Source organism: Bradyrhizobium sp. WU425 (assembly GCF_021052305.1).
GTDB lineage: Bacteria > Pseudomonadota > Alphaproteobacteria > Rhizobiales > Xanthobacteraceae > Bradyrhizobium > Bradyrhizobium canariense_D.
On sequence record NZ_CP088089.1, the window covers coordinates 7434228 to 7448140 of the forward strand.

Consider the following 13913-nt stretch of genomic DNA (forward strand, 5'->3'; position numbering starts at 1 on the left):
CCGCACTCAGGGCGCAAGCCTCGTAAACACGTAGTCGCGACTCTTCACACGAGCTTCGTGGCACGCGAAGCAGGTGCGATGCTGGGCCTCGTCGACCGGCTTGCCGTTGATGAAGCGACCAAATCCCCAGCCGCCGGTCGAGGCATATTTTTTGGAATCCTTGACCATCACCTGGACGGTGGTGGCTTCACCGGGAATCGTCGCGGACGCAAATTCGGGCGACTGTTTCCGCTTCCAGGCCCGCTTGACCAGAATTGTGCCGTCCGGGAACGGAAGCTTGTTGTCTTGATAAGCATCGATCGCGGTCCTGTTGCCGACGACGGCACGCAGCTCGTCCAGGGGAGCCGCCTCCTCGGCCGGCGCGATCAGCTCCCACTGCTTGTAGCCCTCCGGCACAGTGACGCCGAAGATGGGCGAGGCATCCGCCGGGCCCTGCGCGAAAGCGATCGTGACCAGATAGGGCACGCAGGTCAGGACAACGACGAGGAGGAGCACGGCAAGCACGATCATCGTCGTAGAAGACGGAACTTTTGACTTTTCGGATTTCATTTTCGCTGACGCTTCATTGAACTGCGTTCGCATGTCAGGCCTCGGTCCGGCCTTGCCGGACCGAGGCGCTGCCAAAATCCTCAGGCGCCGCCGTCGGCGTCGATGACGGCCTTGGCAAAGGCTTGCGGTGCTTCCTGCGGCAGATTGTGGCCGATGCCCCCGGTGATCAGGCGATAGTCGTACCGGCCCGAGAATTTCTTGGCATAGGCGCTTGGATCGGGATGTGGCGCGCCGTTGGCATCGCCTTCCATCGTGATCGCCGGGACGCTGATGACGGGAGCTGCGGCAAGCTTCTTTTCGAGCTCCTCGTACTTCGCCTCGCCCTGGGCGAGTCCGAGCCGCCAGCGGTAATTGTGGATGGTGATCGCGACGTGATCCTTGTTGTCCAGCGCCGCCGCGCTGCGCTCGAAAGTGGCGTCGTCGAACTTCCACTGCGGCGAAGCGAGCTTCCAGATCAGTTTTGCGAAATCATGCGTGTACTTCTCGTATCCGGCGCGGCCGCGCTCGGTCGCGAAATAAAACTGGTACCACCATTGCAGCTCGGCCGACGGCGGCAGCGGCGCGTTGCCCGCGGCCTGGCTGGAGATCAGATAGCCGCTGACCGAGACCAGCGCGCGGCAGCGCTCCGGCCAGAGCGCGGCGATGATGTCGGCGGTGCGCGCGCCCCAATCAAAACCGGCGACCACCGCTTTCTTGATGTCGAGCTTGTCCATCAGCGCGATGATATCGGCTGCCATTGCCGCGGGCTCGCCGTTGCGCGGCGTCTCGGCGGAGAGGAAGTGGGTCGAGCCGTAACCACGGAGATAGGGAATGATGACGCGATAGCCGGCCTTTGCCAGGATTGGCGCGACGTCGACGAAGGCGTGAATGTCGTAGGGCCAGCCGTGCAGCAGGATCGCGACGGGGCCGTTCGCAGGACCGGCCTCCGCGTAGCCGACGTTGAGGACGCCGGCATCGATCTGCTTGATCGCGCCGAACGACGCATTCGTTGCGGAAGAGCGCGTCGCTTGCGATTCGGCGCGGGCGAGGCCGATCACGCCGAGGCCGGCGGCGACAGTTCCCGCGGCGATGCCGAAAAACTGGCGGCGGTGCTGATCGATGATCTGTTTCATGATGCTGCTACCTTTCTGATAGTTGGAGGTGGTGCGTCAGATCAGTGCGACCGTGACGTCGATGTTGCCGTGGACGGCCTTGGAATAGGGACAGGTCTGATGCGCCTCATCGACGAGGCCGCGCGCGATCTCGCGATCGAGGCCGGGCAGGCTGACATCGAGGCGTGCCCTGAGCGAATAGGCGCCCTCGTCGAGCACGAGGTCGATCTCCGCATCGATCGCACATTTCCTGGGGAGCTCGATCTTCCGCTTGCGGGCCGCGATTTCCATCGCGCCTTCGAAGCAGGCCGACCAGCCGGCCGCGAACAATTGCTCGGGATTGGTACCGATGCCGTTGCCGCCCGGCGGCGACAGCTTGACATCCAGACGGCCGTCGGAACTGCGCGATATCCCGTCCTGCCGCCCGCCACTGGTGCGGGTCCGGGCCGTGTAGAGCAATTTTGCCGCTTGGGTCATGAATGTCTCCTTGCCATCGCGCAACTCACTAGCAGCGGCTGCCGCGACACACCCGTTGGGACTTGTGAGAAGTTGTGAGGTCTCGGTTCGCGCGCCTCACAGGACCTGCATCCGCGGTCCGATCGCGGCGTGGGACGGCCTTGCCGGATTGCGATCATCTGGCTATCCGGTCCGTTCCAAAAGATCAGGATTCCGCCATGACCGAGCCGGCCGGCACCGCAACGGGAACCCTCTCGTTTGGGCCATTCACTGTGACGCCGCACGAAAGACTCATCATGCGCGACGGCGTCGCGCTGCCGCTCGGTGCAAAGGCCTTCGACACGCTGCTCGCGCTGATGTCGCGGCCGAACCAGGTCGTCAGCAAGTATGATCTGATGGCGCTGGTGTGGCCCGGCATGACAGTCGAGGACGCCAATCTGCGCTTTCACGTCGCGGCACTTCGCAAGGCCCTTGGCGACGGCAGGGACGGTGCCCGCTACATCACCACGCTCTCCGGCCGCGGCTATTGCTTCGTGGCGCCGATCTCGCAGGCGGCTATCGCGGCAGATCGGCGCACCGTAGCGCGAACGGAATTGCCGCCCGTCAAACTGCCGAACCGGCTGCAACGAATGGTCGGGCGCGACGATGCGGTCGCCGCCGTCTCCGACAGGCTGATCCGCTCGCGCTTCGTCACGATCGTCGGCCCGGGCGGTGTCGGCAAGACCGCCGTTGCCGTTGCCATCGCTCACGATCTGCTCGCGACATTCTCCGACGCCGCACATTTCGTCGATCTTGCCGCGCTGAGCGATCCCGATCTCGTGATCACCTCGATCCTGCTGATGCTGGGCTTGCCGGCGCAAACCGACGATCCCCTGCCTGCGCTGCTCGCGCATCTCCGGGACAAGCGGATGCTGCTGATCCTCGACAATTGCGAACACGTCATCGCAGCCGCGGCCCCGCTGGCCGCCGAGATCTTCCACGCCGCACCGAATATCTACATTCTGGCGACGAGCCGCGAAGCCCTGCGGGTCGAGGGCGAGCAGGTGTATCGGCTGGCGCCGCTTGCCGTTCCGCCCGACCATCCCGGTCTGACGCCGGCCGCGGCGCAGACTTATCCTGCACTTCAACTCTTCCTCGAACGTGCCACGGCCGGTGGCGCGCAGATCGCGCTCGACGATGCCAATGCAGCGATCGTCGCCGGGATCTGCCGCAAGCTGGACGGCATGGCGCTGGCAATCGAACTCGCCGCCGGCCGGGTCGAAGCCTACGGCCTGGAGCAGACCGCGGCACTGCTCGACGAGCGCCTCAATCTGCTCTGGCAGGGCCAGCGCACGGCGCCGCCGCGACAGAAGACGTTGCAGGCGACGCTGGCATGGAGCTACGGGCTCTTGTCCGATATCGAACGTCTCGTGCTGCGCAGGCTCGCGGTTTTCGCCGGTCACTTCACTATCGACGCCGCACTCGAGATCGTGCCGGACGAACGCGTCGACCGCTCCCGCCTGTTCGATGCCATCGACGGCCTGGTGGCCAAGTCGATGGTCGCGGCGCGGCCGATTGGCGCCATGATGCGTTACCGTCTGCTCGACACGACGCGCGCCTATCTGCTCGAGATCGAACCTGATGACGCGGCGCTCGCCGCCCGCCACGCGACCTATTACCGGCAATGGCTGGAGCAGGCCGGCACGACATGGGCCACGGTGCCGAGCGCCGACGAGCGCGCGATCCACTTCTCCGCGCTTCACAACGTGCGCGCGGCGCTGGACTGGTGTTTTGGCACGGACGGCGATGCCAGCATCGGCATTGCACTGGCCGCAGCTGCAGCGCCAATCTTTCTCGCGATGTCGTTGCTGGTCGAGTGCCGGCGCTGGTCTGAACGGGCGCTGCTTGCGCTCGATCCTTCCTCGCGCGGCGGCGCCGAGGAAATGCACATCCAGGCCGCGCTCGGACTGACCTTGATGTTCACGCGCGGCGGCAGCGAAGCGGCGCGTGCCGCGTTGAGCCGAAGCCTTGCGATCGCCGAGGCGCGCGGCGACGCGCCGAACCAGCTCCAGCTGCTCGGGCGCATGCATATCTTCCACGAGCGGATGGGACAGTTCGACGCCGCGCTCGGCTATGCGCAGCAAAGCCTCACGGTCGCCGGGACACTCGGCGATGCCGCCTCCCTCGCCCTCGCCCATTCGCTCCTCGGTGTCTCCTTGCATCTTGCCGGCGAGCATCGCGACGCGTTGACGATGCTGGAGACCGCCTGGCATGGGCCGGGCACGGAACGGATCAGCACCGTCTATGGCTTCGATCACCGCAACCGGGCCGGCATCTCGCTCGCGCGCGAGTTTTGGTTGCAGGGCCGCCCCGCGGATGCGATGCAACTGGCCCGGCAGACGGTCGTCGAGGCCGCCCAGATGGACCATCCGATCACGCTCTGCATTGCGTTGATCTGGGCGGTCTCGATCGATCTCTGGAGCGGAGACCTCGATGCCGCGGAAGAGAACATCGACCGCTTCATCGCCCATGCCGAATCGCGCTCCATGGGGCCCTATCTTGCGGTCGGCCGCGGCGTCAAAGGCGAGCTGGCGATCCGGCGCGGCAATGCCGCCGAAGGCGTCGAGACGATCGGGACGTGTCTGCGTGAGCTCCACGATGCCGGTTACGAGTTGCTCACCACGACGTTCAACATCGCGCTTGTTCAGGGCTTGATGACGCTTGGGCAGATCGAGCGGAGCGCGCGCCTGCTCGACGACGCGATCCGCCTCGTCGAGCAAAGCGGCGATCATCTGTACATGCCCGAGCTGCTGCGCATGAAGGGCAGGGTTCTCTTGGCCAGAGCCCAGCCCGAGGCCGATCAAGCGGAAGCCCATTTCGTGCAATCACTGGCATTGAGTCGTCGCAAAGGTGCCAAGGCCTGGGAGCTGCGGGCCGCGATCGATCTCGCCGGTTTCCTTGCCGAACGGGGCCGGCGCGAGGAAGCGAAGCGGTGGCTTCAATTGGCGTATGAAGGCTTCGCCCAGGGCTCGGAAACAGCGGATATCAAGGCTGCCGAGAAGTTGTTGCAAACATTGTGACGCGGACTCTGGTGCGGAGTGAGGCGCGCACTCTCTCAAAGCGTCATTGCGAGCGCAGCGAAGCAATCCAGAATCTCTCCGCGGTAAGACGCTGGAACGCTTCGCTACGCTCGCAATGACGGAGCAAAGGGCAGCATCGCCATCCTCCAATTCAGGTTCAACTTGCAGACATGCCTTCGCGTCCTCGCGGCGCGTTTCGCCCGAGCTTTGCCTGGTCATTCCACCCTCAAAGCCAAGAGGGCGCAGGGAAGACCGGGTGCCGGCTGGCACCCGCGGTCCGCTGCGCGAAAATGTAGCGCAAGGAAACCGCACAGCAGCATACAGGTGTAGCCAATCACTCGGCCTTCCCTGCGCGATGGTTGGACGGCTTATGCCGTGCTCTCCCGGGAGCCGAGTTCGTTCTGGCCTCCCTCGTCCCAGCGAAAGTCACCGGCACCGCGCCGGTTGACGCAGATGCCGCATTCGCCAGGGCTTGACCGTAGCAACGACGGCCAGGACCACACGGTTTTGCCGTACGCACGGCTCGCCATTTCGCCGCAGTTTTCCCAGCCCTGTCGACGGAGCCGAAAACTTACAGACGAGACGAAGCCTAGCAGCGCCGCTCGTCGGAACGCAGCCTTGGGCTCACGGAGAGCAATCCGCCCTGCCCTTAGCCTCTCGCACCCGAACGCTGCCGCGTCCACCGCAAGCCCGGCTCGCGAACATGACGACCACAAGATCGCCCCTCAAGGATGAGCCGGGATGGGCGACACATACGCCATTTCCGAATTTCGGTAAAGTAGAATATTTTTGCGGCGGCGGATTGACGGGGGCGACACAGGTAGCCCGGATGAGCGAAGCGATATCCGGGGTTTTCGCTAGCTAGCCGCACTAGCGGTCCCGGATGTCGCTTCGCTGATCCGGGCTACAGGCTGCGAGAGGCGCTCGCTACAGGCTCACCCCGTCGGGGTACCCTGCTTCCATTGGCCGCCGGCGATTTTCGCGGCGGCGATCACGGCTTGGGTTCGACTTTCGACGCCGAGCTTTTGCAGGATCGCCGAGACATGCGCCTTGATGGTGGCCTCGGAGACGCCGAGCTCATAGGCGATCTGCTTGTTGAGCAATCCCTCCGACAGCATCATCAGAACCCGGACCTGCTGCGGCGTCAGCGTCACCAGCCGGTCGCGCAGGCGCGTCATGTCGGGGTCGGCGACTGCCGACAGATCAGTGTCGGCGGGAACCCAGACGTCGCCCTCCATTACCTTGAGGATGGCGTCGCGCAAGGTGTCGACGCCGAAGCGCTTCGGGATGAAACCGGAGGCGCCGAAGTCGAGCGAGCGCCGGATGGTGGCGCTGTCGTCGGACGCGGAGACGATCACCACCGGAATGGCCGGATATTGCGCGCGCAGATAGATCAGGCCGGAAAAGCCGGAGATTCCGGGCATCGACAGATCGAGCAGGATCAGGTCGACGTCGGAGGTCTGTTCCAAAAGCTTGGTCAGATCCTCGAACGATCCAGCCTCGTCGATCCTGGCCGAGCTCAGGACGCCCGTCACCGCCTGCCGCAACGCGTCGCGGAACAATGGGTGGTCATCGGCAATGACGAGATGGGTCGAGGGAGCGTTCATCGTTCTCTTGCTGGCAATCGCACCGGGCCAGTAAGCCGGCGCGGGGCCCTGGTCAATTCTTTCCCGACCAGCCGTGGCATGCAAGTGGACATTATCCCTTTGCGGCAACGGGGTTAATCCACAGGCCGGCACTATGTTGCCGGATGGAAGGCTCGCAGTGTCAGGCGAGCGTCAGTGTGAAAGGCCGAAAGTCGTATTGGGGCGGGTTTCACGCCAATGTTACCTTGGGGGCAAGGCTTGGGTTGATCCGGCATGACCGGACATCCAGGGCGCGAGGAAACGATTTTTCGGGGAGCGACTCAACATGTCGACAATGGCTGTGTCTCAAGCAGGCGCGGGAGGGATGACGAAGGACGAACGGTTCGTCATTCTCGCCTCCTCGCTCGGTACCGTCTTCGAGTGGTACGATTTCTATCTCTACGGTTCGCTGGCCGGCATCATCGGCGCGCAGTTCTTCTCGGCCTATCCGCCGGCAACCCGCGACATCTTCGCGCTGCTGGCCTTCGCGGCCGGCTTCCTGGTGCGCCCGTTCGGCGCGATCGTGTTCGGCCGTGTCGGCGACATCGTCGGCCGCAAATACACCTTCCTCGTCACCATCCTGATCATGGGTCTGTCGACTTTCATCGTCGGCCTGCTGCCCAACGCTGCCACCATCGGCATCGCGGCCCCGATCATCCTGATCGCGCTGCGTCTCGCCCAGGGCCTCGCGCTCGGCGGTGAATATGGCGGTGCGGCCACCTACGTCGCGGAGCATGCTCCGAACGGCAAGCGCGGTTACTACACCTCCTTCATCCAGACCACGGCGACGCTCGGCCTGTTCCTGTCGCTGCTGGTGATCCTGTTCACGCGCTCCGCGCTCGGCGAACCCGACTTCGCGGCATGGGGCTGGCGCATTCCGTTCCTGGTCTCCGTGCTGCTGCTCGGCGTTTCGGTCTGGATCCGGCTTCGCCTCAACGAATCCCCGATCTTCCAGAAGATGAAGGACGAGGGGAAGAGCTCGAAGGCCCCGCTGACGGAAGCCTTCGGCAACTGGCAGAACGGCAAGCTCGTGCTGCTGGCGCTGTTTGGCGGCGTGATGGGCCAAGGCGTGGTCTGGTACACTGGCCAATTCTACGCGCTGTTCTTCCTGCAATCGATCCTCAAGGTCGACGGCTACACCGCCAACCTGCTGATCGCCTGGTCGCTCCTGCTCGGGACCGGCTTCTTCATCGTGTTCGGCGTGCTCTCCGACAAGATCGGCCGCAAGCCGATCATCCTCGGCGGCTGCCTGATCGCGGCGCTGACCTTCTTCCCGATCTTCAAGATGATCACCACCAATGCCAACCCGGCGCTGGAAAAGGCGATCGAGTCGGTCAAGGTCGACGTGGTGGCAGATCCCGCAGGTTGCGGCGACTTGTTCAATCCGGTCGGCACCCGCGTCTTCACCTCGCCTTGCGACACGGCACGTGCCTACCTGTCGCAGTCGTCGGTCAAGTACTCGACCACGCCAGGTGCGGCAGGCTCCGGCGTGAAGGTGATGGTCAACGGCAAGGAAGTTCCCTACGCCAACGCCAAGGACGGCAATCCGGCAGTGCTCGCCGCCGTGCAGGGAGCCGGCTATCCGAAGGCCGGAGATGCGGGCATCGTGAAGATGGCGCATCCGTTCGACATCTTCCGTCCGCAGGTGGCCGCGGTCGTCGGATTGCTGTTCGTCCTGGTGCTCTTCGTCACCATGGTGTACGGCCCGATTGCCGCGATGCTGGTCGAACTGTTCCCGACCCGCATCCGCTACACCTCGATGTCGCTGCCCTACCACATCGGTAACGGCTGGTTCGGCGGCCTGCTGCCGGCGACCGCCTTCGCGATCGTGGCCTCGACGGGCGATATCTATGCGGGCCTCTGGTATCCGGTCATCTTCGCGTCGATTACCGTCGTGATCGGCTTGTTCTTCCTGCCGGAGACCAAGGACGTCGATATCAAGTCGACCTGATCGACGCAGATCGAGATCAACACCAACCGGCCGCGGTCTCCGCGGCCGGTTTTGTTTTGGCCTACTGATTGCTACCGAGGAATTGCAGCACCACCTCGCGCCGGTGCGGGCGGGCGCGATGCTCGATCAGATAGATCGCCTGCCAGGTGCCAAGCGCGAGCTTGCCGCTCAGGACCGGCACATGAAGCGAAGTCTGGGTCAGCATTGTCTTGACGTGCGCCGGCATGTCGTCCGGTCCCTCGGCATCATGCGTCCAGCCGGCGTTCTCGGGCGCGAGCCGGGACAGAGCCGTGGTGAGATCCACGAGCACGGAAGGGTCGGCGTTCTCCTGGATCGTCAGCGATGCGGAGGTGTGACGAACGAACAGCGTCAACGCGCCGTCTCGCGCGCCTGCCTCCGCCACGAACTTCGCAGCTTCAGCGGTGAGATCGGTGAAGCCGCGGCCGGGCGTCTGCACGGTCAGCAGCGACGATGCGATGGTGGTGGCTTGCACCGACGATGGCGCCGAGCGCGTGATGGATTTGGCTGATGTCATCATCACTCTCTCAATTCGGAAAGCTGCCATAGGTGGGCAAAGCGAAGCGTGCCCACCGACTCACGCAACGAAAACAAAAATGGTGGGCACGGCGCGTCGCGGCCTTGCCCACCCTACCGCATCTCGCCACGTGCTAAATCTTCCCCGACACGTCCTTCTGCACGCGGTTGGCCATGTCGATCAGCCGGCGCCAGGCCCTTTCCAGGAATGACATCACGCGATCGACGTCCTGGTCGCTCGGCAGCGGGATCTCGATCCTGCGCTCGCCCTCGGCGGCCTTTGGTGCTTGCGGCTCCGCCTTCTTGAGCGGATCCGTTTTCGGCAGCGCCTCGTCGATCTTGCCTGACACGGTCGGCCCCGCCGCAAGCCGTCCCTTCAGCGTCTCGACTTCGGCCTGGAGCCTGCCGATCTCGGCGTCGAGCGCGGTACGTTCATCGGGCACCGCGTAGCAGGCCCAGCCGGCGCCGCTGCGGGTGCAGGTCGACACCGTGCCGGTGCGGCTGTCGAGCCGCAGCACCCCCTCGGGGATGGGCGTCATGCTGTAGCGGCCGTTTTCGCTGTCGGGCGCGGATTGCGCGACGAGGCAGCCGCCGCTGATGGTCAACACCGCGGCGAACGCCGCCGCCGCCAGCCATGATGCTGTGGATGAATTCGCTGCTCTCATCGCGTTCTCCGCCACGACGCGCAGGTAGCACGTCCAAAGATGGCGCTCATAAAGGTGGCACGTCTCGCAATTCTACACCCCGGCAAGGCGATCCGCCGCCCAAAACGCGCCTTTGACATGAACGATCACGGCGCCCCCTTTGATCCCGGCAGCCGGGCGAAATGGCGACGGCATCCGCCGATCCAGCGGAGACCTGCTGCGGTGCGGCGTCACGCTGTGTGCAGCGCTGCCGCCCGCGCCGATATTGTAAGATAAATCAAATACATAACAGGAATGGACACAATCGTGACTTGGCTTGACTTGATTATGGGCCATCAGTATGGTCCGCGCGGCTTTTGAGGGTGGCGGGCGTAATTTCCATTCAACCGCGGCGTTTCGGGTCTTCGTTGCATGACACAGGGCACGGGACACGGCGAGAATGGAGATCGCGATAGATCGCCCGAGGAAGCTGCGCTTTCCGAACGGCTCGGAAATCTTGATCAGCGGTTGTCCGAATTTCGCGGCCGCCACGTCAAGACCGAGCAACCCGCAGGTGACGGTGAGGACAGAGCGGCCAGAGCCTCGGCGATGGCGCTTGGTTTTCGGTTATCCTCCGAGTTGGTCGCCGGGGTCGTTGTCGGAGCGGGGATTGGCTGGGGTTTCGACCGCTTGCTGTCGACGTCGCCTTTCGGATTCATCGTGTTCCTGCTGCTGGGCTTCGTCGCCGGCGTGGTGAATGTGGTGAGAACGGCAGGCGCGGGTCAAAACAGGCGCGGTGGTTCTTAGGCGGTCCACACCAGGAGAGGAATGATCGTGCCGGCTCGTGCCGGTACGGGCCGGGCCCGACCGGCAGACCGAGACCCGCCGGCATCGCCCGGCAGACCAAGAGATGCCGCGCTGATGAAAATCGATCCGATCCACCAGTTCAACATCGAGCCTCTCTTCACCCTGGGCCATATCGGCAACCACACGATCGCCTTCACCAACTCGTCGCTCTACATGCTGGTGGCGGTCGCGATCATCTCGATCCTGATGCTCGCCAGCGGCACGCAGCTGGTTCCCGGCCGGCTGCAGTCGGTCGCCGAGATCTCCTACGAGTTCGTCGCCTCCACCATCCGCTCGACCGCCGGCGCGGAAGGCATGAAGTTCTTCCCGCTGATCTTCTCGCTGTTCATGTTCATCTGCGTTTCGAACCTGGTCGGCATTATCCCCTACACCTTCACGATCTCGAGCCATCTGATCGTCACCGCGGCGCTCGCGCTGCTGGTCTTCTTCACGGTCCTGATCTACGGCATTGCCAAGAACGGCCTTAAATTCTTCTCGATCTTCGTGCCCCACGGGGTCCCCGGCTACATCCTGCCGCTGGTGATGTTCATCGAGATCCTGTCGTTCTTCCTGCGGCCGGTTTCCCACAGCGTCCGTCTGTTCGCCAACATGCTGGCCGGCCACATCGCGCTGAAGGTGTTCGCGGGCTTCGTCGCCATGCTCGGCTTCTCGCTCGGCGCCCTTGGCTGGATCGGCGGCGTGCTGCCGCTGGCGCTCACGGTCGCGCTGTACGCTCTCGAGATTCTGGTCGCGTTCCTGCAAGCCTATGTGTTTGCGATCCTGACCTGCATCTACCTCAACGACGCCATTCATCCGGGACACTGAGCGGTCCGGGGAATTTCCACCCAAAACCCAATCTTTCTTCCAAGGAGTCTAAAATGGATCCGGCAGCAGCAAAACTTATCGGCGCGGGCATCGCATGCATCGGCATGGGCGGCGCGGGCGTCGGCGTCGGCGTGATCTTCGGCAACTACCTCGCCGCGGCCGTTCGCAACCCCTCGGCCGCTCAGGGCCAGTTCGGCAATCTGATCTTCGGCTTCGCCGTGACCGAAGCGCTCGGCATTTTCTCGCTGCTGATCGCGCTGCTGCTGCTGTTCGTTCCGCTCTGAGAACGATTTTTCGCGCCGCTTCAACCGAGGCGACGCGCATGACTGCAACAGGAGTACTCCATGGCTGAAAGTCATGGCGGGGCGAAAAGTCCGGCGGCGGGCGCCCACACCGGGTCCGAAGGCGGTCACGGTGGCGGTTTTCCGCCGTTCGAGAGCGGCACTTATGCTTCACAGCTGGTGTCGCTCGCGATCTTCTTCGTCGCGCTTTACGTGATCGTGTCCAAGCTCGCTCTGCCGCGCGTCGGCGGTGCGATCGAGGCGCGTCAGAACAAGATCGAGGGCGACCTCGCCGAAGCGCAGAAGCTGAAGGACCAGTCCGAAGCGGCGCTGAAGGCCTATGAAAACGAGCTTGCTTCGGCACGCTCGCGCGCGCAGGCCATCGGCAACGAATCCCGCGACAAGGCGAATGCGCAGGCGGACGCCGAGCGCAAGGCCTTGGAAGAGCAGCTGGCGGCCAAGCTCGCCGAGGCAGAGAAGACCATCGCCTCGACCCGTGCGACCGCCATGAGCAACGTCCGCGGCATCGCGGCCGATGCGGCAGGCACCATCGTGCAGCAGCTCACGGGCGTGGTTCCGGACGCCGCATTGGTCAATGCCGCCGTTGATGCGTCCTTGAAGGGTTAATCGATATGTTCTTCGATCCTGAAACCTGGGTCGCCATCGCCTTCGTGATCCTGATGGTCGTGTTCGGCTATCTCGGGGTCTTCAAGAAGGCCATGACTGCGCTCGACCATCGCGCCGATCGCATCAAGGCCGAGCTCGACGACGCGACGCGCCTCAAGCAGGAAGCCGCCAAGGTGCTCGCCGACTACAAGGCGCGCACCGCCTCGGCCGAACGCGAGGCCGCCGACATCATCGCCAACGCGAAGAGCGAAGCCGAGCGCATCGCAACCGAGGCCAAGGCCAAGGTGGAAGATTTCGTCGCTCGCCGCACCAAGACCGCGGAGGGCAAGATCGCGCTCGCCGAGGCTCAGGCGGTGGCCGATGTTCGCGCCGCAGCGGCCGAAGCCGCCGTCCAGGCCGCCTCCACGATCCTGTCGAAGTCGGTCAGGGGCCAGGTCGCCGACGATCTGCTCGCCAAGGGCATCACCGAAGTCAGGCAGAAGCTGAACTGAGGGATATCGCCTTCACCTATCAAAAAGCCGGCGCGATCAGCGCCGGCTTTTTTGTTTGTCGGGCACTGCATCGGCAAATCTGATGTCATCGCCCGCGAAGGCGGGCGATCCAGTATTCCAGAGACAGCCCTGATAGATCGAGAAGCCGCGGCGTACTGGATGCCCCGCCTTCGCGGGGCATGACGACCATCTTGACGTGGTTACTTCTTCTTCGCCCGCGCCTTCGGCTCGGGTGATAGCGCCTGCGGATCGAAGCCGACATAGAAGATGTAGCTATCGGCGTCCTTGGCCGAAGGCATCGGGTAGACCAGATCCTCGGCCACGAAGGTGAACGGCACGCTGCCGCCCTCCGACATTCCGACCGTGGTCCGGTAGGCCTTGGAAGCGATCACCTTCTCGCCGACGCCGCCCTGCACCACGGCGACGCGCAGCGGCACCTCGACGCTCGCAGGCGCGCCGGCGGGTCCGGCAATGACGCGGCCCTGGATGCCGATCCGGGCCGTGATATCGCCGCCATTGCGGGCGCATTCGCGCGCCATCTTGGTGATGGTGGCCTGGAAGCGGATCTCGTTGCCGACGGCCGGCTTCCCGGTGGCACCGACCGCGTAGGTGGAGGCTCCGGCACGCACCGTGACCTGCGGGCAATCAAGATCGTCATCAGCCGCCGGCTGGCCCGGCGCAGGCGCCGGCTTGGGTTGGGCCGGCTCGTCCGACTTGCCGCCGAACAGGCCCTTGAATCGATCGGTCAGCGACTGCGCCGCGACCGGCGAGATGGAGACGAGCGCAACTGACAACGCCAGCGCGACCGCCGCCCCCCGCCGCAACGCATTCCGCGATGACCGAAGCTCCTGCACCATCAACACCCATACTCCTGACGACATCCCGGCCGATCACCGGCCGGGTTGCGCCGTTATATCGTCAAAACCGGCGAACCCAAGGCAGCAAACAAGGAGAC

14 protein-coding genes are annotated in these 13913 nt (G+C 64.2%); 7 read left to right on the plus strand and 7 right to left on the minus strand.

What is annotated here, in order from left to right; all coding sequences use genetic code 11:
- Positions 1-6 precede the first annotated feature (6 nt).
- The 3 genes from BcanWU425_RS35415 to BcanWU425_RS35425 form a co-directional block, all read right to left on the minus strand.
- On the minus strand, positions 7-510 hold the full coding sequence (locus BcanWU425_RS35415) for a cytochrome P460 family protein (protein WP_085348235.1): 504 nt from the start codon (positions 508-510) through the stop codon (positions 7-9).
- 119 nt (positions 511-629) lie between these two features.
- Positions 630-1661, minus strand: coding sequence for an alpha/beta fold hydrolase (locus BcanWU425_RS35420; RefSeq protein WP_204513210.1), 1032 nt, complete (start codon positions 1659-1661; stop codon positions 630-632).
- Positions 1662-1697: 36 nt separating this feature from the next.
- Positions 1698-2117 (minus strand): organic hydroperoxide resistance protein, encoded by a 420-nt coding sequence (locus tag BcanWU425_RS35425; RefSeq protein ID WP_204513209.1) that lies wholly within the window; start codon positions 2115-2117, stop codon positions 1698-1700.
- Between the two features lie 197 nt (positions 2118-2314).
- Between BcanWU425_RS35425 and BcanWU425_RS35430 the strand changes: the two genes are divergently transcribed.
- Positions 2315-5155: an ATP-binding protein gene (locus tag BcanWU425_RS35430; RefSeq protein ID WP_204513208.1), complete on the plus strand. Its 2841-nt coding sequence runs from the start codon at positions 2315-2317 to the stop codon at positions 5153-5155.
- Between the two features lie 935 nt (positions 5156-6090).
- On the opposite strand, the gene BcanWU425_RS35435 is transcribed toward BcanWU425_RS35430, so the two are convergent.
- On the minus strand, positions 6091-6762 hold the full coding sequence (locus BcanWU425_RS35435; RefSeq protein WP_204513207.1) for a response regulator transcription factor: 672 nt from the start codon (positions 6760-6762) through the stop codon (positions 6091-6093).
- A 343-nt stretch (positions 6763-7105) separates the two neighbouring features.
- Here BcanWU425_RS35435 and BcanWU425_RS35440 point away from each other — a divergent pair, with 343 nt between their 5' ends.
- Positions 7106-8731 (plus strand): MFS transporter, encoded by a 1626-nt coding sequence (locus tag BcanWU425_RS35440; RefSeq protein ID WP_018459988.1) that lies wholly within the window; start codon positions 7106-7108, stop codon positions 8729-8731.
- 61 nt (positions 8732-8792) lie between these two features.
- Here the strand turns inward: BcanWU425_RS35440 and BcanWU425_RS35445 are convergent, their stop codons facing one another.
- The gene (locus tag BcanWU425_RS35445; RefSeq protein WP_026233919.1) at positions 8793-9266 is read right to left on the minus strand and encodes a secondary thiamine-phosphate synthase enzyme YjbQ; all 474 of its coding nucleotides are present in this window, start codon (positions 9264-9266) and stop codon (positions 8793-8795) included.
- Between the two features lie 133 nt (positions 9267-9399).
- Complete coding sequence (locus BcanWU425_RS35450) at positions 9400-9930, minus strand: hypothetical protein (protein WP_026233920.1); 531 nt, start codon at positions 9928-9930, stop codon at positions 9400-9402.
- A gap of 390 nt (positions 9931-10320) precedes the next feature.
- On the opposite strand from BcanWU425_RS35450, the gene BcanWU425_RS35455 reads away from it, so the two are divergent.
- The 5 genes from BcanWU425_RS35455 to BcanWU425_RS35475 all read left to right on the plus strand — a co-directional run bounded on the left by BcanWU425_RS35455 (position 10321) and on the right by BcanWU425_RS35475 (position 12958).
- Positions 10321-10695, plus strand: a complete 375-nt coding sequence (locus BcanWU425_RS35455; protein WP_018459992.1) for an AtpZ/AtpI family protein — start codon at positions 10321-10323, stop codon at positions 10693-10695.
- A 114-nt stretch (positions 10696-10809) separates the two neighbouring features.
- A complete protein-coding gene (locus BcanWU425_RS35460; RefSeq protein WP_204513206.1) occupies positions 10810-11559 on the plus strand; it encodes a F0F1 ATP synthase subunit A in 750 nt (249 codons plus the stop codon).
- A 53-nt stretch (positions 11560-11612) separates the two neighbouring features.
- Complete coding sequence (locus BcanWU425_RS35465) at positions 11613-11843, plus strand: F0F1 ATP synthase subunit C (protein ID WP_007599451.1); 231 nt, start codon at positions 11613-11615, stop codon at positions 11841-11843.
- 60 nt (positions 11844-11903) lie between these two features.
- Positions 11904-12467, plus strand: coding sequence for a F0F1 ATP synthase subunit B family protein (locus BcanWU425_RS35470; RefSeq protein ID WP_018459994.1), 564 nt, complete (start codon positions 11904-11906; stop codon positions 12465-12467).
- Between the two features lie 5 nt (positions 12468-12472).
- Positions 12473-12958 carry a F0F1 ATP synthase subunit B family protein gene (locus BcanWU425_RS35475; protein WP_018459995.1) on the plus strand — a complete coding sequence of 162 codons (486 nt, stop codon included), beginning with the start codon at positions 12473-12475 and terminating at the stop codon, positions 12956-12958.
- Between the two features lie 200 nt (positions 12959-13158).
- On the opposite strand, the gene BcanWU425_RS35480 is transcribed toward BcanWU425_RS35475, so the two are convergent.
- Positions 13159-13815, minus strand: a complete 657-nt coding sequence (locus BcanWU425_RS35480) for a hypothetical protein (RefSeq protein ID WP_018459996.1) — start codon at positions 13813-13815, stop codon at positions 13159-13161.
- Positions 13816-13913: the final 98 nt, after the last annotated feature.

What these genes read in the sequence shown, in the direction of transcription:
- BcanWU425_RS35415 (WP_085348235.1), bottom strand. Translation starts at nt 510, where the DNA reads ATGATCGTGCTTGCCGTGCTCCTCCTCGTCGTTGTCCTGACCTGCGTG.
- BcanWU425_RS35420 (WP_204513210.1), bottom strand. Translation starts at nt 1,661, where the DNA reads ATGAAACAGATCATCGATCAGCACCGCCGCCAGTTTTTCGGCATCGCC.
- BcanWU425_RS35425 (WP_204513209.1), bottom strand. Translation starts at nt 2,117, where the DNA reads ATGACCCAAGCGGCAAAATTGCTCTACACGGCCCGGACCCGCACCAGT.
- BcanWU425_RS35430 (WP_204513208.1), top strand. Translation starts at nt 2,315, where the DNA reads ATGACCGAGCCGGCCGGCACCGCAACGGGAACCCTCTCGTTTGGGCCA.
- BcanWU425_RS35435 (WP_204513207.1), bottom strand. Translation starts at nt 6,762, where the DNA reads ATGAACGCTCCCTCGACCCATCTCGTCATTGCCGATGACCACCCATTG.
- BcanWU425_RS35440 (WP_018459988.1), top strand. Translation starts at nt 7,106, where the DNA reads ATGACGAAGGACGAACGGTTCGTCATTCTCGCCTCCTCGCTCGGTACC.
- BcanWU425_RS35445 (WP_026233919.1), bottom strand. Translation starts at nt 9,266, where the DNA reads ATGACATCAGCCAAATCCATCACGCGCTCGGCGCCATCGTCGGTGCAA.
- BcanWU425_RS35450 (WP_026233920.1), bottom strand. Translation starts at nt 9,930, where the DNA reads ATGAGAGCAGCGAATTCATCCACAGCATCATGGCTGGCGGCGGCGGCG.
- BcanWU425_RS35455 (WP_018459992.1), top strand. Translation starts at nt 10,321, where the DNA reads ATGACACAGGGCACGGGACACGGCGAGAATGGAGATCGCGATAGATCG.
- BcanWU425_RS35460 (WP_204513206.1), top strand. Translation starts at nt 10,810, where the DNA reads ATGAAAATCGATCCGATCCACCAGTTCAACATCGAGCCTCTCTTCACC.
- BcanWU425_RS35465 (WP_007599451.1), top strand. Translation starts at nt 11,613, where the DNA reads ATGGATCCGGCAGCAGCAAAACTTATCGGCGCGGGCATCGCATGCATC.
- BcanWU425_RS35470 (WP_018459994.1), top strand. Translation starts at nt 11,904, where the DNA reads ATGGCTGAAAGTCATGGCGGGGCGAAAAGTCCGGCGGCGGGCGCCCAC.
- BcanWU425_RS35475 (WP_018459995.1), top strand. Translation starts at nt 12,473, where the DNA reads ATGTTCTTCGATCCTGAAACCTGGGTCGCCATCGCCTTCGTGATCCTG.
- BcanWU425_RS35480 (WP_018459996.1), bottom strand. Translation starts at nt 13,815, where the DNA reads ATGGTGCAGGAGCTTCGGTCATCGCGGAATGCGTTGCGGCGGGGGGCG.